This is a genomic window from Pseudomonas sp. GW821-FHT05D12 (assembly GCF_059419825.1).
The window spans coordinates 120,144-145,635 of sequence record NZ_JBWKSN010000016.1; the positions used below are offsets into that span (position 1 = coordinate 120,144).

Sequence of the window (25,492 nt, forward strand, 5' to 3'; positions counted from 1 at the left end):
TAAGCGGAGAACATGACCATGAACAGTGCCCTTCTGTTAGCCCTCAACACCGTAGCCCTGGCTGCACTGGTGATGTTTCATTTCCAATCGACCGGCAGCAACGACCCGGCCCAGATCAGCCAGGCGGTGCCACACCATCTGCAGCAACGTCCGCAATTGGCGGTGATGACACCCAACGCGCAATCGCCGGTGCGCCTGACCCAAGGCACCCAAACGGCGCCTGCCTCCGAACACTGGGTTTTCTGAGGAAACAACTGATGACCAAATCTGCCTGGCTGTTCCTGTGCTTGACCGTCGCCACTGGCATCCTGGGTCTGGGTGCCGAGTCCCAGGACGGGCAAACCACCGCCTTTGTTGCGGCTGGCATCTGCGCAAGCCTGCTGCTGCTGACGCTCATCGTCGGCCGCAAAATCAAGTTTGACCCGGTGCTACGCTGACACCCTCTCGCATCACCCCCCGCCTACCTTATGTCGCCTCGTCCTAGTAAATCGGCAAATTGCCACTAGTCTTAAAGATAAGGGCAAAAGGCCACTTTGCTATACGATGTGCGGCCTTAAACCCTGTGCTGGCCTGGACTTACGGGAAGCTCCCTGGCGGGATCACTCGTGCACAAGTTTTCCAACCAGTCCGCAAAAATGCAAATGAGTGCTGGCATAAAGCCTTTAGGCAGTTCAATATTTGTCACAGAATTGACGCCAAGGAAATGTCAAATCTGAGGCATGATGCGGCCTCTTTGCAATTAGGGTTGAACTTTGGTCGTGAGTCTTGTCTTAACACTCATCTTGCGGCCAATTCCAAAAACCGCTCCCCTGAACTAACCGGTTAAATATATGCGCCCATTGAAACAGGCAATTTATTCCAGCCGTACGGCTGACAAGTTCGTCGTACGTCTGCCAGACGGAATGCGGGAACGCATTGCCGAGGTGGCTCGCAATCATCACCGCAGCATGAACTCCGAAATCATCGCGCGCCTGGAACAGAGCCTCATTCAGGAAGGTGCGTTGGGCGACGAGTTGAGCATGCGCCTGGACAGCCCCGAGCTGTCGCTGCACGAACGCGAACTGCTGCAGCGTTTTCGTCAGCTCTCCCACCGCCAGCAAAATGCTCTCGTCTCGCTTATCGCGCACGACGTTGAGGCGGCCGCAGAAGCCAATTAAGTTACAAATGAAAGCCGAAGCCAGCCATGTGCTGGCTTTTTTTTGCCTGGAATTTGTGCAGGAGCCCGCTTGGTGGCGATTCAGGCGATGCGGCGCGTGAAGGCGATCGCTGGCAAGCCAGCTCCTACAGGGGAGCCGGCGTGCCGTGGAGGATCAGAGCAGGAAGATTGTCGCCAGGCCCAGGAAGATGAAGAAGCCACCACTGTCAGTCATGGCGGTAATCATCACGCTGGCACCCATCGCAGGGTCGCGCCCCAGGCGTGCCAGGGTCATGGGGATCAACACCCCCATCAACGCAGCCAGCAGCAGGTTGAGAGTCATGGCAGCAGTCATCACCACGCCCAGTGACCAACTGCCATACAGCAAGTAAGCGACGATACCGATCACGCCGCCCCACACCACGCCGTTGATCAGCGCCACGGCCAGCTCCTTGCGCATCAGCCGCGAGGTGTTACCGGTATTGACCTGGTCGAGCGCCATGGCGCGTACGATCATGGTGATGGTCTGGTTGCCGGAGTTGCCACCAATCCCCGCCACGATCGGCATCAATGCCGCCAAAGCCACCAGCTTCTCGATAGAGCCCTCAAACAGCCCGATCACCCGCGACGCGATGAAGGCCGTGATCAGGTTGACGGCCAGCCAGGCCCAGCGGTTGCGCAATGAACGCCAGACTGACGCAAAAATATCTTCCTCTTCACGCAGACCCGCCATGTTGAGGACTTCGGTTTCGCTCTCTTCACGAATCAGGTCGACCATTTCATCGATGGTCAGACGGCCGATCAGCTTGCCGTTCTTGTCGACCACCGGAGCGGAGATCAAGTCATAACGCTCGAACGCCTGCGCGGCGTCATAGGCGTCTTCGTCCGGGTGAAAGCTCACCGGGTCGCTGGCCATCACATCGGCAACTTTCTTCTCGGGGTCGTTGACCAGCAGTCGCTTGATCGGCAACACACCCTTGAGGATGCCTTCGTAGTCGACCACAAACAATTTGTCGGTATGGCCGGGCAACTCCTTCAACCGGCGCAGGTAGCGCAGGACGACTTCCAGGCTGACGTCTTCGCGGATGGTGACCATCTCGAAGTCCATCAGGGCGCCGACCTGATCCTCGTCATAGGACAACGCGGAGCGCACGCGCTCACGCTGCTGGCCATCGAGGGCTTCCATCAGCTCATGGACAACATCACGGGGCAGCTCAGGGGCCAGGTCGGCCAACTCATCAGCGTCCATCTCCTTGGCCGCAGCCAGGAGCTCGTGATCGTCCATGTCGGCGATCAGGGTTTCACGGACCGAGTCGGAGACTTCAAGCAGGATGTCGCCGTCGCGGTCGGCCTTGACCAACTGCCAGAGGGTCAGTCGATCATCCAGTGGCAAGGCTTCGAGGATATAGGCGACGTCGGCGGAGTGCAGGTCATCGAGCTTGCGTTGCAGCTCGACGAGGTTTTGCCGGTGGACCAGGTTTTCAACACGGTCGCGGTTCGGGCCATCCTGGCGGTGCGTGAGTTCTTCGACCACACGCTGGCGCTGCAGCAGCTCGATGACTTGAGCCAGGCGATCCTGCAGGCTTTCTTGAGTTTTCTTTACTTCTACTTCGGTCATAGGCGAACTCCACTCCCAGCAGCGGGGCACGCCGGAAGGATCAATCAGTCAATTCATGATTGGTAAAACGGGGTACTGAGTAACTACTGGGTAAGTCCATGGAGGTATTCCACAAGCCCCGGCGGGGCTGACGGGCGCAATGATACACCGTGCGCTCGCTTTTAACGTTAAAAAACTGGAAAGAACAAGCGCTTGCGAGCCAAAGCTGAGCATTGGCCGCATCTATGAACTGCGACGACGCAGCCCGGAAGGAAAACACAGGAAGCAGCAGAAAAAGATAAAATCCGACACAAATCCCAGACGGCAAAAAGCCCGCACTAGGCGGGCTTTTTGTTTGTATGGTGCACTCGACAGGATTCGAACCTGTGACCGCTCGGTTCGTAGCCGAGTACTCTATCCAGCTGAGCTACGAGTGCAGATTGTGTTTTTAGACCAGATCACAACTGGTTGAAGCCGAGCTACCTGCATTGCTGCAACTAACTCTTAAATGGTGCACTCGACAGGATTCGAACCTGTGACCGCTCGGTTCGTAGCCGAGTACTCTATCCAGCTGAGCTACGAGTGCATTTGTTGCCGCGCATTATAGGCCGTTCAATCTCTATGTAAAGCTATTTTTTCGTTTAGTTTCAACAACTTAGCGAAAAAACCAGATTGCAACGTACTAAGCAAATAATGGCGGAGAACGGGGGATTCGAACCCCCGACACCCTTTTGAGGTGTACTCCCTTAGCAGGGGAGCGCCTTCGGCCACTCGGCCAGCTCTCCGCAACACGGGGCGTATATTAACCACGTTCATCCCCGTTTGCAAACATAAAAAACGATAAAAATTAAAGGCTTGGTTCTTCGTCCTTCTCTTTCTTGATCCGCAGGTAAATTTCCTCGCGGTGTACCGCTACCTCTTTCGGAGCGTTAACCCCGATACGCACTTGATTGCCTTTGACGCCGAGCACGGTCACGGTGATTTCGCCATCACCGATAATCAGGCTTTCTGCGCACCGACGAGTCAGAATCAGCATACCTTTCTCCTCACGCATTTCAGTTCAGGAACAACAGTCTGCAAAAAAAAGGCGTTCGACCTACGACCTGACAGTCATAGCCCTAACGACCTAAGTATTGTCGAGCGCACACAAAAGACCATGCGCCCTACAAAAAAATGAAAGGCGCGGTAACCGCGCCTTCCTGGCATTGCATCACTCGCCCTGTCGGGCCGGAGCATCCAGCTCAAAAGCGGTGTGCAGCGCGCGTACAGCCAGTTCCAGGTACTTCTCTTCGATCACCACCGAGACTTTGATTTCCGAGGTGGAGATCATCTGGATGTTGATGCTTTCCTTGGCCAGGGCCTCGAACATGCGGCTGGCAACGCCGGCATGGGAACGCATGCCCACGCCCACGATCGACACCTTGGCAATCTTGGTATCGCCAACCACTTCGCGAGCGCCAATCTCTTTGGCCGTGTTCTGCAGGATCCGCTCCGCCGCATCGTACTCGTTGCGGTGCACGGTGAACGTGAAATCGGTGGTGTTATCGTGCGAAACGTTCTGCACGATCATGTCGACTTCAATGTTCGCGCCGCTGATAGGGCCCAGGATCTTGAATGCCACGCCCGGGGTGTCTGGCACGCCACGGATCGTCAGCTTGGCTTCATCGCGGTTGAAAGCGATGCCGGAAATGATCGGCTGTTCCATGGATTCCTCTTCATCAATAGTAATGAGGGTGCCCGGACCCTCTTTGAAGCTGTGCAATACGCGCAGCGGAACGTTGTACTTGCCGGCGAATTCCACCGCACGGATCTGCAGCACCTTGGAACCGAGGCTGGCCATTTCCAGCATCTCTTCGAAGGTGATCTTGTCCAGGCGCTGGGCCACGGACACCACACGCGGGTCGGTGGTATAGACGCCATCCACATCGGTGTAGATCTGGCACTCATCGGCCTTCAGGGCCGCTGCCAGCGCCACGCCGGTGGTGTCCGAACCGCCACGCCCGAGGGTGGTGATGTTGCCCTGCTCGTCCACACCCTGGAAGCCCGCTACAACTACCACGCGGCCGGCTTTCAGATCACTGCGGATTTTCTGATCGTCAATCTGCAGGATGCGCGCCTTGGTGTGCGCGCTGTCGGTGAGGATGCGCACCTGGCTGCCCGTGTAGGACACCGCTGGCACGCCACGCTTGTTCAGCGCCATGGCCAACAGGGCAATAGTCACCTGCTCGCCGGTGGACACGATCACATCCAGCTCACGCGGCAGCGGTTGCTGGTCGCCACTGATTGCCTTGGCCAGATCGATCAGGCGATTGGTCTCGCCGCTCATGGCCGACAGCACCACCACCAGGTCATCGCCGGCGTCGCGGAATTTCTTAACCTTGTCGGCCACCTGCTCGATTCTTTCGACAGAGCCGACCGAGGTGCCTCCAAATTTCTGTACGATCAAAGCCATTTCCAAGCCGCCTCAGCCCGTAAAGGGGCGCCTATTATCCAATCCATCCGCACTGCACCCGCCCGCGACTAGACCACGGGCGGGTTAACAGCGCCTTAAATACCTGCCTCGACAAACGGCACGGTCAGGGCCAGGGCCGCGTCCAGGGCACCGGCGTCTACACCACCGCCTTGCGCCATGTCCGGACGACCACCGCCCTTCCCGCCCACTGCCGCGGCGGCTTGCTTCATCAAATCACCGGCCTTGAGTTGGCCAGTCAGGTCCTTGGTTACACCGGCAACCAGAACGACCTTATCCTCATGGACACTGCCGAGCAGGATCACTGCGCGGCCGAGCTTGTTCTTCAACTGATCGACCAGCGCCAACAGCGCCTTGCCGTCCTGACCGTCCAGGCGTGCGGCCAGCACTTTCACATCCTTGACGTCCACGGCGGCGGCCGACAGATCGTCGCCCGCGGCACTGGCGGCCTTGGCCTGCAACTGCTCCAGCTGTTTCTCCAGCGCACGGTTGCGCTCCAGCACGGCGGACAGCTTGTCGATCAGGTTGTCGCGGCTGCCCTTGACCAGGGTGGCCGCTTCCTTGAGTTGTTCTTCAGCGGCGTTGAGGTAGGCCAGGGCCGCAGCACCGGTTACCGCCTCGATGCGGCGCACGCCCGAGGCCACGCCGCCTTCGCTGATGATTTTCAGCAGGCCGATGTCGCCGGTACGGTTGGCGTGGATACCGCCACACAGTTCCACCGAGAAACTGCCGCCCATGCTCAGCACGCGCACGTTGTCGCCGTACTTCTCGCCGAACAGCGCCATGGCGCCCTTGGCCTTGGCGGTCTCGATGTCGGTTTCTTCGGTTTCCACCGGGCTGTTCTTGCGAATCTCGGCGTTGACGATGTCTTCCAGGGCCTTGATCTGCTCAGGCTTGATCGCTTCAAAGTGGCTGAAGTCGAAGCGCAGGCGCTGACTGTCGACCAGCGAACCCTTCTGCTGAACGTGCTCGCCCAATACCTGGCGCAGCGCGGCGTGCAGCAGGTGGGTCGCCGAGTGGTTCAACGAGGTCGCGTGGCGCACGTCGGCGTCCACCTGGGCTTCCACTGGCGCACCGACGGTCAGGTTGCCCGAGGCCAGCACACCGTGGTGCAGGAAGGCGCCGCCAGTCTTGGTGGTGTCACGCACGTCAAAACGGCCGTTCGCAGCGTTGAGGAAACCGCAGTCGCCAATCTGGCCACCGGATTCGGCGTAGAACGGCGTCTGGTCGAGTACGACCACGCCCTCGTCACCTTCATTCAACACGTCGACCGACTGACCTTCCTTATAGAGGGCAACCACTTTGGCCGCGCCACTGGTGGCCTTGTAGCCGGTGAATTCGGTGGCCACGTCAACCTTGACCAGGCTGTTGTAGTCCATGCCGAACGCGCTGGCGGAACGTGCACGCACACGCTGGGCTTCCATCTCGCGCTCGAAACCTGCCTCGTCGAGGGTCAGGCTGCGCTCACGGGCGATGTCGCCGGTCAGGTCCATCGGGAAACCGTAGGTGTCGTAGAGCTTGAACACCACGTCGCCCGGCACCACGGTGCCCTGCAGGTTGGCGAGGTCTTGCTCGAGGATTTTCAGGCCCTGCTCCAGGGTCTTGGCGAATTGCTCTTCTTCGGCCTTGAGCACGCGCTCGATGTGCGCCTGGTTCTGCTTGAGTTCCGGGAATGCATCGCCCATCTCGGCGACCAGGGCCGCAACGATCTGATAGAAGAAGCTGCCGCTGGCGCCCAACTTGTTGCCGTGACGGCAGGCGCGACGAATGATGCGACGCAGCACGTAGCCACGGCCTTCGTTGGACGGCAGCACGCCGTCGGCAATCAGGAAGCCGCAGGAACGGATATGGTCAGCCACCACTTTGAGCGATGCCTGCTCTTCATTGGCGCAACCGATTGCCTTGGCGGCAGCCGCCAGCAGGCTCTGGAACAGGTCGATTTCGTAGTTGGAATGAACGTGCTGCATCACCGCACTGATCCGCTCCAGGCCCATGCCGGTGTCTACCGACGGCGCTGGCAGCGGATGCAACACGCCGTCGGCGGTGCGGTTGAACTGCATGAACACGTTGTTCCAGATCTCGATGTAACGGTCGCCATCTTCCTCTGGCGAGCCCGGTGGGCCACCCCAGATGTCGGCGCCGTGGTCGTAGAAGATCTCGGTGCAGGGGCCGCACGGGCCGGTATCGCCCATGGTCCAGAAGTTGTCGGAGGCGTACGGTGCGCCTTTGTTGTCGCCGATACGCACCATGCGCTCGGCCGGCACGCCGACTTCCTTGGTCCAGATGTCGTAGGCTTCGTCATCGCTGGCGTAGACGGTGACCCAGAGCTTTTCCTTCGGCAGTTTCAGCACGCCGGTGAGGAAGGTCCAGGCGAAGTTGATCGCGTCTTGCTTGAAATAATCGCCAAAGCTGAAGTTGCCGAGCATTTCGAAAAAGGTGTGGTGACGGGCGGTATAGCCGACGTTTTCCAGGTCGTTGTGCTTACCACCGGCGCGCACGCACTTCTGGCTGCTGACGGCGCGGGTGTAGGCGCGCTTTTCCTGGCCCAGGAAGCAGTCCTTGAACTGGTTCATCCCCGCGTTAGTGAACAGCAGGGTGGGGTCATTGCCTGGGATCAAGGAGCTGGAGGCGACACGGGTGTGACCTTGCTCTTCGAAGAAGCGAAGGAAGGCTTCACGGATTTCTGCGCTTTTCATTAGGTTCTTCCACGGAGGCTGCGGCCAAAGGCCAGTGCGCAACATCATCAGACGAAGCGACGGCAAAGGGCCGCATTATATCGGCCCTTTGCCGGTGGTACAGCGTGTTTATGCGATAGAGCGGCTCAATTAGACGGTCTGCACGGTCATTTGCGTGAGAATTCGACGAATGTCTCCAGCACTTGCTCGATCTGCGCCCGGCTGACGTCCAGGTGCGTGACCATACGCAAGCGCGGTGCGGCGCTCAATTTGATCCCGCGCTCGGCGGCAAACGCCTTCAAGGCCTGGGCGCGATCGCCGATCTGCACGTAGACCATGTTGGTCTGCACCGGCTCCACTGCGTAACCGGCGTTGCGCAACGCCTCTCCCAGCCACTGGGCATTGGCGTGGTCGTCGGCCAGGCGCGCGACCTGGTGATCCAGGGCATACAGCCCTGCTGCCGCCAGTGAGCCGGCCTGGCGCATGCCGCCGCCGACCATCTTGCGCAGGCGCCGGGCCTTGGCGATCAGCGCCGTGGAACCGCACAACACCGAGCCGATCGGCGCGCCAAGGCCTTTGGACAGGCACACCGACACCGAATCGAAATGCTGGGCGATCTCGCGCGCATCCACCCCAAGCTTGACGGCCGCGTTGTACAGGCGCGCGCCGTCCAGATGCAGCGCCAGGCCGTGTTCGCGGGTAAACGCCCGCGCTTTCGCCAGGTACGCCAGCGGCAGCACCTTGCCTTGCATAGTGTTTTCCAAGGCCAACAGCCGGGTGCGCGCGAAGTGGAAATCGTCGGGCTTGATCGCTTCCAGCACCTGGGCAAGGTCCAGCGAGCCGTCCGCCTGCACTTCCAGCGGCTGTGGCTGGATCGAACCGAGCACGGCGGCGCCACCGCCTTCGTATTTGTAGGTGTGGGCCTGCTGACCGACGATGTATTCCTCGCCGCGTTCACAGTGGGCCATCAACGCCAGCAGGTTGCTCATGGTGCCGGTGGGCACGAACAACGCGGCGGCAAACCCCAGGCGCTTGGCCAGTTCGGCTTCCAGGCGATTGACGCTGGGGTCTTCACCGTAGACGTCGTCGCCACTGACGGCATGGGCCATCGCGTCGAGCATGCCGGGGGTGGGTTGGGTCACGGTGTCGCTGCGCAGGTCGATCACAGACATGAAGCACGCCTCTCAAGGGTTGAGTAAGTTCCTTTTGTGGATGATTACTGCGGGCAAAGCCGCGGAATATCAAGCCCCATGCGTCTTCAATCGAATACCAACCAAACAAACCGATATAGCTTATCGACACGGCAATCGTGCAGTTTCTGAAAAACCATGTTAAAAACTCTCCGCCGCCAGGGTTCTGGCGGCAACGTTCTCAGGGCGGGGTGCAATTCCCCACCGGCGGTAATTGCACGCAATGTGCATAGCCCGCGAGCGCTTGGCGCCTCGAACTGCTCACGCAGGACGGCGACAAGGTCAGCAGACCCGGTGTGATCCCGGGGCCGACGGTCATAGTCCGGATGAAGAGAGAACGGGATTGGCACCTGAGGGCCGAACGCTGACCGCATGCTTGCATGCCACAGCCGTGCGTACCCTTAAATCCCATTCGATTCATAACGCCCTGTTTTTTTCTTAAACAGGAGTCAGAACATGCAACCCACCGCAATCGACAGCAAAAGCAAAAACCATCACGGCGAGCGCGTCGCGTTTATCCAGGCCTGCTGGCACAAGGATATTGTCGACCAATCGCGCAAAGGCTTCCTCGCCGAAATGATCGCCCAGGGCTACCAGGAATCGGATATCGATTTCTTCGAAGTCGGCGGCGCCTTTGAAATGCCCCTGCACGCCAAGCTGCTGGCCAAGACCGGCCGCTACGCCGGTATCGTTGCCGCTGCGCTGGTGGTGGACGGCGGCATCTACCGTCACGAGTTCGTCGCCCAGTCAGTGGTCAGCGGCCTGATGCAAGTGCAGCTGGAAACCGAAGTGCCAGTGTTCTCGGTCTCCCTGACCCCGCACCACTTCCACGCGGGCAGCGAGCACCACACCTTCTTCTACGAGCACTTCGTGCACAAGGGCCAGGAAGCCGCACGTACCTGCGCCGACACCCTGCACAAAGTACGCGCGATCCGTCGCAGCGAGCCGCGTGCCGTAGCCGTCTAAGCCACACCCCAGCCCAGCCTCAGCGCTGGGCTTGTGTAGGAGCTGGCTTGTGTGGGAGCTGGCTTGTGTGGGAGCTGGCTTGCCTGCGATAGGATCAACTCGGTCTGCCAGTTGGACCGAGTCAACCCGATCGCAGGCAAGCCAGCTCCTGCATTTGGATCCCGGCAAGCCTCGGGCTTCAGGCCAGGCCCGCATCCGTGGTCGGCACAATCAATATCCCTGCCCGCAAACCATTCTTCACCTTCGGATTGGGGAAGATGATATGCGCGCCCTCCTCCTCGATGACCCAACGAGTCTTGGCCACGTCCTCGGCCAGCAGATACCCCTTCGCCAACGGCGAAAAGTTCTCCACGTCCGCCGGCAAGTGCAGCAGGAAGGCATCGCTGTGCTTGATCACTTCGCGCGACACCGCGAACAGCTGCAGGCCGTCGAGGCTGTCGGTCTCGGGCTCATTGCCCTCGATGATCTGCTTCAGGCGCGTCTCCAGGCGGGACACGTCCACGCCCTGGTTCTGCCCGAACGGCCGCGCCTTGCCCAATTCCAGGGTGAAGGCTTCGGCGTCCAGCTGCTCGTAGGTAAATGCAGTGAAAGTGATCGAAGTCTTGTTCTGCAGCAGCACCGCCTGCATGCCGGCAGCGTTGAGGCGCGCCAGCTCGTGACGTGAATGCTGGCGCCCGTCCTTCCACGGGTACAGGGCAAACTGCTCGATCTTCGAGCCGCGAATGGCGGTGTGCAGGTCGTAATGCAGGCGCGAACGACCGGGCTGGTTGAAGAAGCTGCGGGCCAGTTGCTCAAGCTCGGCAGCACGCATGGCTTCCGGGCCGATGTTTTGCTCATGGCGGCCGTTGAACAGCCGGTTGACGTCCAGTTCGAGGTAACGCTCACCGCGACGCATGGCCTCGGGGTTGCCGAACAGGAACAGAATACGGGTGCGGGGCTTGATCTCCCCACGGGCGATGCCATGCAACAGGCGGTCGAGCAGTTCGATCGGCGCGGTTTCGTTGCCATGGATGCCGGACGACAGCAGCAGGTCGCTGCCGTTGTCCTTCGCTTGCGGTGGGCGCACTTCGAGCGCGCCCTCGCTGAGCCAGCGCATCTGCACGCCGTCGACAGTCAGTTGAATTTTTTGCGCCGGTTCACGACCGGCGAGGGTCAGTTCAAGCAGTTTGCCGAGGGCGAGCATACGCAGCTTCCTTAGTGGTTGCAGCCAGGACCGTGGACGTGATCGTCGTCATCACCTTCAACGTCGGCCGGTTCCATTTCCAGTTGCAGGCTCATCAGGTTGGTGGCCAGCGGACGCATCAGCAGGTTGGCGTACTCGGCGTCGCCTTCTTCCACGTCCACACCGATCAGCAGTTGGCCACGGCCGTCGTGCTGGATCCAGATTTCCTTGCCCTGCCAGACCACGGCGACGCGGGTGCAGGAGGTTTCCAGCTGGGTGCCGTCGGTGTCTTCAAGAATCAGTTTCAGGGTGTCGGTGGTCATAAAGTAGCTCTCGGCATTGGGCGTAAAAGAAGGTGGCGTTAATTGATCTGGAAAGGATAAACCGCGCCCAGTTTAAGGATTTGCGTCAGTTCATCCAATGCCGTCCGGCACTCCAGCAACAATTGCGGGTCAGCCAGGTCGGTTTCGCGCAGGCTGTCGCGGTAGTGCTTGTTCACCCATTGGGTCAGGGTGTCGTACAACGGCGCGGTCATGATAACGCCTGGGTTCACCGCCGCCAGCTCGGTTTCGTTCAACGCCACGCGCAAGCGCAGGCAGGCCGGGCCACCGCCGTTCTGCATGCTCTGCTTGAGGTCGAAGACCTTCACTTCGCGGATCAGCCCGCCTGACGCCGTGAGGTTTTGCAGGTACTGCCACACGCGTTCGTTGGCACGGCACTCTTCCGGCACGATCAGCAGCATCGAACCGTCGGCGCGGGTCAGCAACTGGCTGTTGAACAGGTAGGAACGCACCGCGTCCTCGACGCTGACCTGGGCGCGCGGCACGCAGACCGACTGGAAGTTGCCGCCCAATTTGCCCAACTTGCCTTGCAGTTCGCCAAGCATCTGCTCGGTATTGAGGAAGGCATCCTCGTGATAGAACAGCACCTCGCCGTTACCCACCGCGATCACGTCGTTGTGGAACACGCCGGCATCGATCACCGCCGGGTTCTGCTGGGCGTAGACCACGCCTTCATCCTTCAGGCCGTGCAGGCGTGCAACCGCCTGGGAGGCTTCGAGGGTCTGGCGCGCAGGGTACTTCTGCGGGGCCGGGTAACGGGTGTCGAACGCACTGCGGCCGAACACGAAGAACTCCACGCCGGCTTCGCCATACTCACGGCAGAAACGCGTGTGGTTGGCCGCGCCTTCGTCGCCGAACTGCGCCACCGCCGGCAGCGCGGCGTGATGGGCGAAGTGTTGCGCATCGGCAAACATCGCCCCCAGCACGCGGCTGGTGGTCGGGTGTTCGATGCTGCGGTGGTACTTGCAGTTGAGGTTGGCGGCGGTGAAATGCACGCGGCCATCCGCCGTGTCGGCGCTCGGGCTGACGGTGGCGGCGTTGGCCACCCACATGCTCGACGCCGAGCAACTGGCGACCAGCAGCGGCATCGCGTGCTTGGCGGCCTGCTGGATAACCTGGGCGTCGGTGCCGCTGAACCCCAGGTTGCGCAAGGCGGCCACGTCAGGACGTTCCTGCGGCGCCAGCACCCCTTGCACAAAGCCCATGTCCATCAGGGCCTTCATTTTCTGCAGGCCCTGCAACGCCGCTTCCTTCGGGTTCGAAGACTGCTGGCTGTTGCTCTGGGACGCGACGTTGCCGTAGGACAAACCGCCGTAGTTATGGGTCGGCCCCACTAGACCGTCAAAATTGACTTCATAGGATTTCATCGGCGAGGCTCCACGAACATCTGTATTTTTATAGGCATCAAGTGCAGATCTGTATCTGTTAACCCGATCAAGTGTGGGAGCTGGCTTGCCTGCGATGCGGGCAACTCGGTCATGCAGATACACCGAGGTGATGCCTTCGCAGGCAAGCCAGCTCCCACATTAGATCGGTGTCACTTTCACTTAAGCGTTACGCCTGGGGTCAGCAACGCAGGCAACACCAGGCTCGGGGTCTCAAGGGAGGCCACCGGGTACGCGCAATAATCTGCCGCGTAATACGCACTCGCGCGGTGGTTGCCCGACGCTCCTACCCCGCCGAACGGCGCGGTGCTGGCGGCGCCGGTCAGCTGTTTGTTCCAGTTGACGATACCGGCGCGGCTTTCCAGCCAGAACTGCTGGTAGCGCGCTTCGGAATCCGACAACAGACCAGCGGCCAGGCCGTACTGGGTGTTGTTGGCCTCGGCAATCGCGCCAGCAAAATCAGCGTAGCGGATCACCTGCAACAGCGGGCCGAACAGTTCTTCATCCTCGCGTTCGGTCACGCCAGTCACGTCGATGATGCCCGGCGTCAGCAGTGCAGCCTGATCCTGGGGCTGAGTCATTTCCAGCAGCGCCACGGCGCCATTGGCCAACATCAGTTCCTGGGCGTCCATCAAGGCTTTCGCCGCGCCCAGGGAGATGACCGAGCCCATGAACGGCGCCGGCTGCTGGTCGAACGCGCCGACGGCAATCGTCGAGCTGACGGCCACCAACCGCGCCAACAGGGCATCGCCCCAGGCACCTTCCGGCACCAGCAGGCGACGCGCACAGGTGCAGCGCTGGCCGGCCGAGATGAACGCCGACTGGATAATGGTGTAGACCGCCGCATCGACGTCGGCCACTTCGTCGACCACCAGCGGGTTGTTGCCGCCCATTTCCAGCGCCAGGATCTTGTCCGGGCGCCCGGAGAACTGCTGGTGCAGGTGATTGCCGGTGCGGCTGGAACCGGTAAAGAACAGGCCGTCGATCCCCGGATTGGCCGCCAGGGCGATCCCGGTTTCGCGTGCGCCCTGCAGCAGGTTCAACACGCCTGCCGGCAGGCCGGCCTCGATCCAGCACTGCACCGTCAGCTCAGCGACTTTCGGGGTCAGCTCGCTCGGCTTGAACAGCACGGTATTGCCCGCCAGCAGCGCCGGGACGATATGCCCGTTCGGCAAGTGCCCCGGAAAGTTGTACGGCCCAAACACCGCTACCACGCCATGCGGCTTGTGTCGCAGCACAGCGGTGGCGTCGCCCAGCGGGCCGCTCTTCTCGCCGGTACGCTCGCGGTAGCTTTGCACCGAGATTGCGATCTTGTTGGCCATGCTGGTGACTTCAGTGGCCGATTCCCACAACGGCTTGCCGGTTTCCTCACCGATACAGCGGGCGATTTCGTCGGCGCGGCTTTTCAGGGTCGCGGCGAAGGCCTCGAGCACGCTGATGCGTTCTTCCAGCGGACGCCGGGCCCAGCCCGGAAATGCCTGGCGCGCAGCCTGCACGGCAGACTCGACCTGCTCGGCGGTGGCGCCATTGCCGGCCCACAGCACTTGCTGGGTCACCGGGTTGCGCGATTCAAACAGTTCACCCTGGCCGGCCAGCCAGCTACCTGCGATATACAGCGAATTCATTACTTGGACTCCCGGGCAGCAGACAACGGAACAGCACGCACTTGATCACCCACCACCAGTTGCAGGCGCTTGGCGGTCTGCGGATCGACCACCAGCGTACCTGCCGCCAGACGGGCCGGAGCGGCGGTGATGCGGCACTCCTCGCGCTTGCGGTTATGAATCAGGAACGGCGTAGCGTCGTCACCTGGCGTGCCGATGGCCAACACCAGCGACTGGCTGTCGCGCACGGCACGGATCTTGGTGGTCTCACACTCCACCGCCGGGCCGGCGTCGAAGATATCGACATAGCCCTGGTAGCTGAAGCCCTCGCTCTTGAGCATGCTCAACGCCGGTTCGGTATCGGGGTGAACCTTACCGATCACATTGCGCGCGTCCTCGGAAAGGAAGCAGCTGTACAGCGGAAACTTCGGCATCAGCTCGGCGATAAAGGCCTTGTTGCCCACACCGGTGAGGTAGTCGGCCTGGCTGAATTCCATCTTGAAGAAGTGCCGGCCCAGGCTCTCCCAGAACGGCGAACGCCCGGCATCGTTGGACACGCCGCGCATCTCGGCAATGATCTTGTTGCCGAACAGCTGTGGGAATTCGGCGATAAACAGCAGGCGCGCCTTGGCCAGCATGCGACCGTTGAGGCCGTTGCGGTAATCGGCATGCAGGAACAACGAGCACAGCTCGGAGTTGCCGGTGAGGTCGTTGGCCAGAAACAGCGTCGGAATCTCACGGTAGATATTCAGCTCCTGGGATGCACTGACGGTCAGGCCGACCCGGAAGTTGTACCAGGGCTCGCGCAGGCCGACCGCGCCGGCGATGGCGGAAATACCCACCACGCGGCCTTCGTCGTTTTCGAGCACGAACAGGTAGTCGGCATCGCCGCGCCCGGCGTCGCCGCGAAAGGTTTTTTCCGCCCAGCCAACCCGGTGGGTCAGGCGCTCTTCGTTGGCCGGCAAGGTGGTGAGGCCGGTGCCGGTGCTGCGCGCCAGATCAATCAGGGCCGGTAAATCGCTGCTGCGTACGGGACGAACGATCATGCTATCTCCTCGAACGGGCCGCTGTTGTCAGCCACCCGCGAAACTCTATTTAAACCGCTACCAGGCGCACACTCGCGCCTTCGCCGACGCCCAGGGCTTCGGCCGCTGCCAGGTCCAGGGTCACCGGTTTGCCGGGCGCGTAGTCCAGCTCCAGCATCACCGCGCGGTAATCCTGCAATTGCGCGTTGCTCACCAGGTACTGGCGGCCGACGCCCTTGACCATCTCACCGATCTTCACCGGCACCACGCGGCTCTGGGCAATCGAGCGAATCCCCGACACCCGCGCGTGCAGCGTCGGGCCGCCGTCGAAGATGTCGATGTAGTGGTCGGTCTCGAAGCCTTCGCGCATCAGGATGTCGAAGGTGATCTGCGCTCGCGGGTGGACCTGGCCCATGGCTTCCTGGGCTTCGTCCGGCAACAGCGGCACGTAGATCGGGTAATGCGGCATCAGCTCGGCGAGGAAGGTGCGGCTTTTCAGCCCGCACAGGCGCTCGGCGGCGGCGTAGTTGAGGTCGAAGAAGTTGCGACCGATGGCGTCCCAGAACGGCGAATCACCGTTCTCGTCGCTGTAGCCGACAATCTCGGTCACCACCGAATCGGCAAAGCGCTCGGGGTGGCTGGCGACGAACAACAGGCGGCCACGGGAATTGAGTTCCGACCACGGCGAACCGACCAGTTCCGGCACCACGTAGAAGCTGGTGAGCAGGCTGTTGCCGGTGAGGTCGTGGCATTGGGAAAGCACGTGGATCTTGTTGTGGATCTTCAACTCGCGGGAAGCGTGCACGAAGGTTTCGTTACGGAAGCTGTAGAACGGCTCCGAGTAACCGGCCGAGGCGACGATGGCCGAGCAGCCGGCGAGCTTGCCGGTCTCGGTGTCTTCAAGCACGAAGAAATAGCTTTCTTCACCGTTGAAACTCACCTCGGCAGCGAAGGACGCTTCGCTGGCGGCGATCTTGTCGCTGAGGCGTTCGACATCATCCGGCAAGGAGGTGACACCAATCGGGCTGTCCGCAGCCAGACGCTGTACCTCGCCCAGATCAGCCATTTGCGCGGGGCGCATCACCAGCATGGTGTCACTCCTTAACTCGAAAAACTCACAGGAAAAAATGCCAGGCACGGTCTTGAAACCAGTGAGGTCAAGTGTGGGAGCGGGCTTGCTCGCGAAAGCGGTGTGTCATTCAGCATTTCAGGTGACTGAACCACCGCTTTCGCGAACAAGCCCGCTCCCACATTGGATCTTCACAGCTCCAATTAAGAGGCCCGGCACAAAAATTTAGGTTCGATGCCCAATCGTTTGGGCACCGAACGGTCCATCAAGCGTGTGTCAGCGTCTTCACGGCACGTTCAAAACGGTCCAGGCCTTCCTGGATGTCCGCGTCTTCCACCACCAGGCTCGGGGCGAAACGCACCACGTCGGGGCCGGCTTGCAGGATCATCAGGTTTTCTTTCTCGGCGGCGTTGAACACGTCCTTGGCCTTGCCTTTGAAGGCATCGCTCAGCACACAACCGATCAGCAGGCCCATGCCGCGCACTTCGGTGAAGATGCCGTACTGCTTGCCGATCTGCTCCAGGCGCGCCTTGAACAGGTCGTGCTTGGCGTTGACGCCGGCCAGCACCTCGGGCGTGTTGATCACATCGATCACCGCCTCGGCGACCGCGCAGGCCAGCGGGTTGCCGCCGTAGGTGGTGCCGTGGGTGCCGACCACCAGGTGCTTGGCGAGGTCTTCACGGGTGAGCATCGCCGCAATCGGGAAGCCGCCGCCCAGGCTCTTGGCGCTGGTGAGGATGTCCGGCACCACACCGTAGTGCTGGTAGGCGAACAAGTGGCCGCTGCGGCCCATGCCGGTTTGCACTTCGTCGAACACCAGCAGCGCGTTGTTGGCGTCGCACAACTCGCGGGCGCCTTGCAGGTAGGCCAGTTCAGCCGGCAGTACGCCGCCTTCGCCCTGGATCGGTTCCAGCACCACGGCGCAGGTCTTGTCCGAGACAGCGGCTTTCAGCGCGTCCAGGTCGTTGTAAGGCACGTGGGTGATGCCGGTGATTTTCGGACCGAACCCATCGGAATACTTCGACTGGCCACCGACGTTGACGGTAAACAGGGTACGGCCGTGGAAGCTGTTCAGTGCGGCGATGATCTCGTACTTCTCAGTGCCGAAACGGTCGAACGCGACGCGACGGGCCAGCTTGAAGGCGGCCTCGTTGGCTTCGGCGCCGGAGTTGCAGAAGAACACGCGCTCGGCAAAGGTGGCGTCGATCAGCTTGTGGGCCAGGCGCAGGGCCGGCTCGTTGGTGAAAACGTTGGAGACATGCCACAACTTGCTGGCCTGCTCGGTCAGTGCACCGACCAGCGCCGGGTGGGCGTGGCCCAATACGTTGACCGCGATGCCGCCGGCAAAATCGATCAGCTCGCGACCCGCCTGGTCCCAGACGCGGGAGCCTTCGCCACGCACGGGAATAAAGGCAGCAGGTGCATAGTTGGGAACCATGACCTGGTCGAAATCGGCACGTTGCACCGGGGCTTGCTCAACGGACATCGGAGTCTCCTGAAGAGGAACGCCTGCCTGGAACTGGCGGGCGATGCAGGGATTGTAAGGACAGTTTTCAGCGCGACCTTGTCGCCAAGCGACAACTTCTTATAGCGCCAACCCCGGTTTTACGCGGGTTTACGCCAATGCGACAAATAGCGTCGCAATGGCGCAGTTTAAACCGTGCACGCCCTCCGTGGGCAGGCAGATCGGTGGATGCGTGCAAATCCCTGCGGCGCTAACTGTCTACCACCCTGCCCACCCTGCCAGCTGTTTTGCTGCAACCTCCCAAGCGATCGTCAAGGAACGACCCATGGCCGACCAGCCCAGCAGCACCGTACCGCATTACGAAATCCTCAAACATGCCCTGCCCGACTGGCTGGGCGCCGCCTCGGCCCTTAAACGCAATGCCCTGGCCCAGCCGGCGTTGATCCTCGCCGACGGCTTAAAAAATGCCAGTGAGCAACAGCACCAGGCACTTAAACGCCTCAACAGCCAGGCCTGGAGCGCACAAAACCGTGTGGACCAGGCCATGGAGCGCCTCAAAAGCCCCGAGGTTTTTGCCGCCGAAATCCTGCAAACGGCACTCAAGGATCAGTACGGCCTCGAGCCAGACGTGCGCAACACCTACCTGCAGCTCTACATTCCCCTGACGCTCGCCGGGTTTACGCTCAAACCCGGGGCCGCACGCACCTGGAGCGTGTCGCTGCTGGATGCCGCCCTGCATAACTTCGAAGAGTCCGAAACCGCGGTCGACGGCTATGACGCCAACTCCGGTTTCACCACGCGTCCTGGCGCTGGCGGGCAGTTCCAGCCACTGCCGGCCATCGGCGCGAAACTCTCGATTGCGCAGTTCACCACCCTCTGCAGGACATTGGACATCGGCGAGCGCTACCAGCGCTATCTCAGCGACTACCTGGGGCTGGACAACCCGGTAGCCCAGGCCAGCCTGCAGCACACGATCAAGCGCAGCCACCTGGCGAGCCTCGAACTGGCGCTGTACATGGCCGTGCTTAAACAAGACCTGCCCCAGGCCAGCCACGACACCCTCATGGGCCTGCTGCAGGGCCAGCCCAGCAGTGCCAACGGCTGCAAGCCCCTGCTGTGTTACGAGTTGGTGATCATGTCGACGCGCCTCACCGGCATCGTGCTGTTTGCCGAAGACCTGGACGCCAGCCGGCAGGTGGTGCCAGTCATCGCCTGGATCCCGGACGACCCTGAACACCCGATCAAGCAGTACCCCAGCACCCGCGCCTTGATGCTCGCCCTCTGCGAAAAGCTGCGCACGCCCGACTACCAGCGCTTCTTCAGTCGTTTTATCGGCGCCGCAGACCTGAGCCTGTTTTTCGCCGACCTCAATCAGCGCCTCACCCAGGTGACCTGGCATGCCCATATCCCCGGCGACCCGCTGCCCAGCTGGCGCCAGACCCCGGTAGCCGGACCCAACCTGCAATTTCGCGCGGCAAAGATCGAGCGCGACCTGTTTGAACACCTCTACCAGATGAAACTCAGCAAACTGCTCGATGACGCCCGCAGCCGCGCCGTCTCCACCGCCAGCACCGACCGCAAAGCCCGCTGGGAACGCTGGGCCTTGATTGAAAAAGTCGGCAGCACGCTGTTGCAGATCATCGCCTTTATCGCCGTGCCGTTCGTGCCGCCACTGGGCGCGCTGATGCTCGGCTACACCGCCTACCAGGTGCTGGACGATGCCTTCGAAGGTGCCTTCGACTGGGTCGAAGGCCTGCAGCGCGAAGCCCTGGGGCATACCCTGGCGCTGGTTGAGCAACTGGTGCAACTGGGGATGTTTGCCATCGGCATACCCATCGCCCAGGACCTGCTGCGCGCCGCGCTACCTGCCGAACTGAGCAGATTTTTCGAGCGCCTGAAACCCGTGACGCGGCCCGATGGCTCAGCGCGCCTGTGGCAGCCGGATCTTGCCCCCTATCGCAGGGCAATAAAACTGCCCAAGGGCGCGCGGCCCGACGAGCAGGGGCTGTATCAGCACCACGGCGAATCGATCCTGCGCCTGGGCGAGGAGCACTATGCAGTGCACCATGAGGCCGAATCTGCCCGCTACACCCTCAAGCACCCCGAGCGCGCCAGCGCCTACCGCCCACAGGTCATGACCAACGGCGAAGGCGCCTGGGTAACGGAGCTTGAACGCCCATTGAGCTGGGACAGCCCCACCCTGATGCGCCGCCTCGGCTACCGGACCGAAGGCCTCAGCGACAGCCGCCTGCAACAGGCGCGCCGGGTCAGCGACACCCACGACAACGGCTTGCGCCACCTGCACCTCAACCAGCAGCCGGCGCCACCGCTGCTGGCCGACACCCTCAAGCGTTTCAGGATCGACCAGGACCTGCAGGATTTCATTACGCAGATGAATAGCGACGACCCGGCCATTTCTCACCAGGCCGACGCGCAAACCCAGCTGCAACTGCTGGTCAGCTATGGGTTATGGCCGCAGACCAAAACCCTGCGTTTCCTCGACGCCCAGGGCCACACACTTTGGGAATTCGCCAGGGCCGACGGGGCCAGCGTGGTGCAAGTCCACCAGGCCCAGATGAAAAACGGCGACCTGCTGCAGATCCTTCTGGAAAGCCTGGATGAACAGGAGCGCAAGACCCTGCTGGAAGAGCCTTTCGGCACACCGCCCGCCTCGGCGCAAACCCGGGCAAAGGTGTTACGCAAAAAGCTCGCGCGCCTGGCTTACGACAAGCGCTTCTCGCTGTTCGATTCGCGCTATCGCGGTGAAGATCGCGCCCGCCATGCCCGCGTGCAAAAGATCCTCGACGCGGCGCCCGAGGCCGGGCTGCCTACCAGCGTCGGCGAAGAAATCCTCGCCAGTGCCAGTGGCGAGGAACTGCGGGCAATCGATGCCGGAACACTCCCCAAGCGCCTGCGCGACCTGGCGTATTGGGGCCAACAGGAAGTCAGGACCACCCGCGCGTATGAAGGTTTGTACCTGGAGACCGTCGAAAGCCCGGACACCGCCACGCTGGCCCTGCACTCACTGGAAAATCTACCGGGATGGCAGCCGGGCACGCGCCTTGAAGTCCGCCAATACCGGATCGATGGCGCCTTGCTGGACGCCATCGGCCCGCCTGACGCGCAAATCAGCCGGACCTTGGTCGCCACGGCCGACGGCCAATACATTCCGTATGCGGACCAGACCGAACTGTTTGGCCAAAGCGACGTTTACACCGCGATTCTCCAGGCCCTGCCAGACAGCCGGCGCACTGCTCTGAACCTCCATATCGGCCAAGGCGAGCGGCTCAAACAGACCCTCGCCGAACATGCATTGGGGCGCGACGCCCTGCGTCGACTACTCGACACCGACCCAGCGCAAAAACCTGAGTACGACCCAAAGTTCATGCGCCTGCGTGGCGGCGATGCGGGTTACCGCGCGGTCGCGCCTCTGGGGCTGGACGAAAACCGCGTGGTGTCCGCTGAAGAGCTTGCCCATGACCTGCTGCCGGCGCTGTCCACCGCGCAGATCCGCGAGCTGGTGCAAAGCCTCGAAAGCCAACCCGGTGGCGCGTTGGCCACCCTGCTTTCGCTGCAAACCGAATACCTGAGGATGACCCACGACCTGGCGCGCTGGGTAGGAAGTACACCTCGTCTGCACCCACAGACAGGCGCCCCGCTGAGTGCCGAGGAGTACGACTACGCACGACGTGATCGCCGTCTGTGGGCCCACGAAATCCAGCGGGCCTGGCGCCGCGAAACCGAGATCGACGATCACTTCGAAACGCCCGCGCGCAATGGCCATCGGCTCAGCCTGCCGGTCCCGCTGCAGGGCCCGCTGCCGCAGCTGCGCGCGCGTTTCAGCCATGTTTCTCTGCTGGAGTTGCAAGGCAACCACAGCACGCAGCAGGTCGAAGGTTTTCTGCGTTTGTTCCCCAGGCTGCGTCACTTGACGATCCGCCACGTCGGGCTTGAGCAGCTTCCCGCCCCCGTGTTTTCGATGCCCCACTTGAACGAGCTGATCCTCAGCGACTGCCAGCTGACCCTGACCGCCGAACAGCAGACGGCACTCAGCGCCATGAGCCGCCTGGTTACGCTGGACCTGTACAAAAACCCTTTGAATCAGGTCCCCAGCGTCGAGCGCATGCCGGATCTGCGCTACCTGGACCTGAGCAGGACCGGCATCAGCGCACTGCCGCGCGGCCTCCTCAACCGTCCGAGCCTGGAGCTGGCCCTGCTCTCGCAGAATCAGCTGCGCGAACTGCCAGACGCGCTGTTCAACCTGCCGGCCGCCAGCAGCGATAAATTCGACCTGTCTGCGAATCCGCTGACACAGGCATCGATGGAGCGCGTCAAAGCCTATTACCATCGCACTGGCAAACGCTGGGAAATCGACGCGCCCCTGGCCGACCTCGCGCTGGCTAAACAGCTCTACCCAAGCTTCAGCAACGACGAAATCAATCATTTCGTGTTTGCCCTGCCAGGTGACCTGGAGGCCGGCAGGCTCGCCTTGATGCGCTTCCAAATCGAGTACCAGGCCATTCGCACCGATATGACGCCCTGGGCAAACGACCCGCTTGCCAGTCATGCAGAACGCATCAACCGCGCGCGCTTCATCGAGGCCATTGAAGCGGGGTGGCGTCGGGAAGTGCCGCTGGATCCCCAGCATCACGGAATTGCCCCCGGTTATGCATTGACCCTCGCCATGCCCGTCAGCGGCACACTTGCAACGCTGCGCATCACACTTCCACATGTGACGGCGCTGGTGCTGGAGGGCAGTGGCGCGCCCCTGCAACCGGGGTCATTCCTGCAGGCATTTCCCGGCCTGAAACGCCTGACCCTTGACCGTTATGCGCTGGCAGAGTTTCCCCTCGGCATCGCGTCACTGCGCCAGCTCACGTACCTGCGCCTGCGCCGCAACGGCCTCCGCCTGTCACCCACCACCGCCAATGCACTGGCTGCGATGAGCCAGCTGGAATCCCTCGACTTGAGCCACAACCCACTCGGCGAGGTGCCGGATGTGCGCCGCTTGAACAGGCTCGGCCAGGTGTCCTTGAGCAACACGGGGCTGACCCACATCCCGGCGAGCCTGCTATCGCCCGCCACGCCGAGGACGGCTATCGACTTGAGCCACAACCAGATCACCCAAGTGCCGGCGCAGTTGTTCACGTTGCGCGCCGACCTGTCGGCCGCCTTCGACCTGTCCAATAACCCGTTGTCAGCCCAAACCCTGCAACAGGTCAAAATCCACTTCCAGGGCACCGATAACGCCTGGAAAATCAGCCCGCCCTACACCGTATTGCGTCAGCTCAAGACGCTGTATCCCAGCCTCACGGATACCGAGCTGGGGCGCATCTTCTTTCAACTGCCAGGCGATATCGACGCGGCGCTACCGGCCATGGCACGACTGAAGGCCGAATACCACCAGATGAGTACCCGGCTTCAGGAATGGGTGCTCAATGTCCCCGAGCGTGACCCGATTCTGGATACCGTGCTGGACATGGGCACCCGCGCCGAGGAGCAGTTGCGACGCGCCCACTTCAAGGACCTGCTGGAACGTTGCTGGCGCCGGGAAACCGAGCTGGACGAAGGCGGCGAACTTCCGCCCCGACACAGCTACAAGCTGGTTTTTCATGCCCAGTTGCTGGGAGATCTGCCGCAACTGAATGCGCAGCTTCCTCACGTTACACTGCTGGAGCTGATCGGCGAGCGGTCCAACCAGAGTATTGACGAGCTGCTGAGGTGCCTGCCCAACCTCACGCACCTGACCGTCGAGCGTTATGCCCTGGGGGATATTCCCGAGCCCATCTTCAGCCTGCAGCACCTGCGCCAACTTTCGCTCTCCGACAACCGCATACAACTGACCCCTCGCAGCAAGGCGCTACTGGCGGGCATGGGGGGACTGGAGCATCTGGACATGAGCGATAACATGCTCGGCATGACGCCAGATGTGCGCAACCTGTCGCGCTTGAAGGCGCTGTACCTGCACAACTGCGGGCTGAGTGAAGTGCCCGAGAGCGTTTTCGGGCTGGGGCGCCTGCAAGCGCTCGACCTGAGCAGCAACCTGATCCAGCACCTGCCCAGTGATTTGCTGGAAATGCCCCTGCCACTCAACGACGACTCCGACCTGAGTGACAACCCGCTGTCGGCGCAGAGCCTTGCGTTGTTGCGCCGCTATTATCAACAAACGGGCTACGAACTGGGCGTGGAAGAAGCCATGGAGGACGAACAGGGGTTCCCGCTGGCGCCACCTGACACACCGGTAGACATGGAGGAGTAACCCTCAGCCGCGTTCGGACGGTACCGACGACAGCTCGAACGGGCTGCTGCTGCGCCGCTGGTTGCGGTCTTCGCGCGGGGTGGCGCCAAAGAAGTTGCGGTAGGCGCTGGAGAAGTGCGGCCCCGAGGAGAAGCCGCAGGACAGGCCGATCTGGATGATCGACTTGCTGGTTTGCATGAGCATCTGGCGCGCCTTGTTCAGGCGCAGCTCCAGGTAGTACTGGCTGGGAACGCGGTTGAGGTATTGCTTGAAGATCCTTTCGAGCTGTCGTCGCGACACGCACACGTGCTGGGCGATTTCGTCGGTGGTCAACGGCTCTTCGATGTTGGCCTCCATCAGCAACACCGCCTGGGTCAGCTTCGGATGGCTGGAACCCAGGCGGTTTTGCAAAGGAATACGCTGGCGCTCTCCGCCTTCGCGGATGCGCTCCACCACCAGTTCCTCGGAGACTGCACCAGCCAGTTCGGCGCCGTGGTCACGGGCCAGTACCGCCAGCAGCAGGTCGAGCACCGACATGCCACCGCAGGCGGTCAGGCGATCACGGTCCCAGTCGAACAGGTGGCTGGTAGCGATGACCTTGGGGAAGCGCTCGGCAAAATCGTCCTGCCAGCGCCAGTGCACGGCGGCGCGGTAGCCGTCGAGCAGGCCGAGCTGGGCCAACGGGTAGACACCCGCCGACAGGCCACCGATCACGCACCCGGCGCGCACCAGTTGCTTGAGCGCGGTGCTCAGTTGGGAAGCGATCACGGTCGGCGGCTCGTCCGCCAGCAGGAACAGCTTCTGGAAGCCTTCGAGCTTGCCCGCCCACGGCTCGCCCGGCAGCTGCCAGGCGCCATCGGTCGCAGGCTCGGCGAGCAGGAACGACAGCTCATACACCACATCCGGATGCACCCGCTGAGCAACGCGCAAGGCCTCCTCAGCCAGCGCAAGCGTCAGTGCTTTCGTGCTGGGCCAAATCAGGAAACCAATTCGATGGGCGGTCATGGAGGGCTATCCGAAGCGAGTAACAGTAATGAAGACAAGGGCCAATGCTAGCCCGGAAACCAACACAAATCTCAAAAGCGGGTGAAGATCTAAATGTGGGAGCGGGGGGGGGGGGGGGGGGGGGGGGGGGGGGGGGGGGGGGGGGGGGGGGGGGGGGGGGGGGGG

The 25,492-nt window shown here is 61.7% G+C and carries 18 protein-coding genes, 3 tRNA genes and 1 riboswitch; of the genes, 5 read left to right on the plus strand and 16 right to left on the minus strand.

From position 1 onward, the window contains the following. Positions 1-18 precede the first annotated feature (18 nt). The 3 genes from AC07SI_RS26270 (at position 19) to AC07SI_RS26280 (ending at position 1,157) form a co-directional block, all read left to right on the plus strand. Positions 19-246 (plus strand): hypothetical protein, encoded by a 228-nt coding sequence (locus AC07SI_RS26270; protein WP_495006795.1) that lies wholly within the window; start codon positions 19-21, stop codon positions 244-246. Positions 247-257: 11 nt separating this feature from the next. Then, the gene (locus tag AC07SI_RS26275; RefSeq protein WP_106802844.1) at positions 258-437 is read left to right on the plus strand and encodes a PA3371 family protein; all 180 of its coding nucleotides are present in this window, start codon (positions 258-260) and stop codon (positions 435-437) included. 393 nt (positions 438-830) lie between these two features. Then, a complete protein-coding gene (locus tag AC07SI_RS26280) occupies positions 831-1,157 on the plus strand; it encodes an Arc family DNA-binding protein (RefSeq protein WP_003175643.1) in 327 nt (108 codons plus the stop codon). A gap of 153 nt (positions 1,158-1,310) precedes the next feature. Here AC07SI_RS26280 and mgtE read toward each other — a convergent pair whose 3' ends face one another. From mgtE to ltaE, 8 genes are all read right to left on the minus strand, one after another. Continuing rightward, positions 1,311-2,753 (minus strand): magnesium transporter, encoded by a 1,443-nt coding sequence (mgtE, locus tag AC07SI_RS26285; RefSeq protein ID WP_106802843.1) that lies wholly within the window; start codon positions 2,751-2,753, stop codon positions 1,311-1,313. A 339-nt stretch (positions 2,754-3,092) separates the two neighbouring features. Further along, positions 3,093-3,169, minus strand: a tRNA-Arg gene (locus AC07SI_RS26290). A 72-nt stretch (positions 3,170-3,241) separates the two neighbouring features. After that, positions 3,242-3,318 (minus strand) — tRNA-Arg (locus AC07SI_RS26295). A gap of 108 nt (positions 3,319-3,426) precedes the next feature. Beyond that, positions 3,427-3,517, minus strand: a tRNA-Ser gene (locus tag AC07SI_RS26300). 62 nt (positions 3,518-3,579) lie between these two features. Beyond that, complete coding sequence (gene csrA, locus AC07SI_RS26305) at positions 3,580-3,768, minus strand: carbon storage regulator CsrA (protein ID WP_003175645.1); 189 nt, start codon at positions 3,766-3,768, stop codon at positions 3,580-3,582. A gap of 174 nt (positions 3,769-3,942) precedes the next feature. Beyond that, positions 3,943-5,184: an aspartate kinase gene (locus tag AC07SI_RS26310; RefSeq protein WP_065909223.1), complete on the minus strand. Its 1,242-nt coding sequence runs from the start codon at positions 5,182-5,184 to the stop codon at positions 3,943-3,945. 95 nt (positions 5,185-5,279) lie between these two features. After that, the gene (alaS, locus tag AC07SI_RS26315; RefSeq protein ID WP_495006796.1) at positions 5,280-7,898 is read right to left on the minus strand and encodes an alanine--tRNA ligase; all 2,619 of its coding nucleotides are present in this window, start codon (positions 7,896-7,898) and stop codon (positions 5,280-5,282) included. 146 nt (positions 7,899-8,044) lie between these two features. Beyond that, the gene (gene ltaE / locus AC07SI_RS26320; protein ID WP_262133363.1) at positions 8,045-9,049 is read right to left on the minus strand and encodes a low-specificity L-threonine aldolase; all 1,005 of its coding nucleotides are present in this window, start codon (positions 9,047-9,049) and stop codon (positions 8,045-8,047) included. 191 nt (positions 9,050-9,240) lie between these two features. Next, positions 9,241-9,410, plus strand: a riboswitch (FMN riboswitch). Between the two features lie 113 nt (positions 9,411-9,523). On the opposite strand from ltaE, the gene AC07SI_RS26325 reads away from it, so the two are divergent. Further along, entirely contained in the window at positions 9,524-10,033 is a 510-nt protein-coding gene (locus tag AC07SI_RS26325) for a 6,7-dimethyl-8-ribityllumazine synthase (RefSeq protein WP_003233516.1), read from the plus strand. Positions 10,034-10,211: 178 nt separating this feature from the next. Here AC07SI_RS26325 and astE read toward each other — a convergent pair whose 3' ends face one another. The 7 genes from astE to AC07SI_RS26360 all read right to left on the minus strand — a co-directional run bounded on the left by astE (position 10,212) and on the right by AC07SI_RS26360 (position 18,105). Continuing rightward, positions 10,212-11,216 carry a succinylglutamate desuccinylase gene (gene astE / locus AC07SI_RS26330; protein WP_495006797.1) on the minus strand — a complete coding sequence of 335 codons (1,005 nt, stop codon included), beginning with the start codon at positions 11,214-11,216 and terminating at the stop codon, positions 10,212-10,214. Positions 11,217-11,227: 11 nt separating this feature from the next. Next, positions 11,228-11,518: a hypothetical protein gene (locus AC07SI_RS26335; RefSeq protein ID WP_003214319.1), complete on the minus strand. Its 291-nt coding sequence runs from the start codon at positions 11,516-11,518 to the stop codon at positions 11,228-11,230. A 38-nt stretch (positions 11,519-11,556) separates the two neighbouring features. Further along, a complete protein-coding gene (gene astB, locus AC07SI_RS26340) occupies positions 11,557-12,903 on the minus strand; it encodes an N-succinylarginine dihydrolase (protein WP_065909216.1) in 1,347 nt (448 codons plus the stop codon). A 176-nt stretch (positions 12,904-13,079) separates the two neighbouring features. Then, complete coding sequence (gene astD / locus AC07SI_RS26345) at positions 13,080-14,546, minus strand: succinylglutamate-semialdehyde dehydrogenase (protein WP_495006798.1); 1,467 nt, start codon at positions 14,544-14,546, stop codon at positions 13,080-13,082. Next, the gene (gene astA, locus AC07SI_RS26350) at positions 14,546-15,571 is read right to left on the minus strand and encodes an arginine N-succinyltransferase (RefSeq protein WP_065909213.1); all 1,026 of its coding nucleotides are present in this window, start codon (positions 15,569-15,571) and stop codon (positions 14,546-14,548) included. The genes astD and astA overlap by 1 nt, the downstream gene beginning before the upstream one ends. Before the next feature lie 49 nt (positions 15,572-15,620). Then, positions 15,621-16,640, minus strand: coding sequence for an arginine/ornithine succinyltransferase subunit alpha (gene aruF, locus AC07SI_RS26355; protein WP_003175655.1), 1,020 nt, complete (start codon positions 16,638-16,640; stop codon positions 15,621-15,623). 244 nt (positions 16,641-16,884) lie between these two features. Next, positions 16,885-18,105: an aspartate aminotransferase family protein gene (locus AC07SI_RS26360; protein WP_106802838.1), complete on the minus strand. Its 1,221-nt coding sequence runs from the start codon at positions 18,103-18,105 to the stop codon at positions 16,885-16,887. Positions 18,106-18,409: 304 nt separating this feature from the next. On the opposite strand from AC07SI_RS26360, the gene AC07SI_RS26365 reads away from it, so the two are divergent. Then, positions 18,410-24,343, plus strand: coding sequence for a dermonecrotic toxin domain-containing protein (locus tag AC07SI_RS26365; protein WP_495006799.1), 5,934 nt, complete (start codon positions 18,410-18,412; stop codon positions 24,341-24,343). A 3-nt stretch (positions 24,344-24,346) separates the two neighbouring features. On the opposite strand, the gene argR is transcribed toward AC07SI_RS26365, so the two are convergent. Then, entirely contained in the window at positions 24,347-25,327 is a 981-nt protein-coding gene (gene argR, locus AC07SI_RS26370; RefSeq protein WP_065909207.1) for a transcriptional regulator ArgR, read from the minus strand. Between the last annotated feature and the right edge of the window lie 165 nt (positions 25,328-25,492).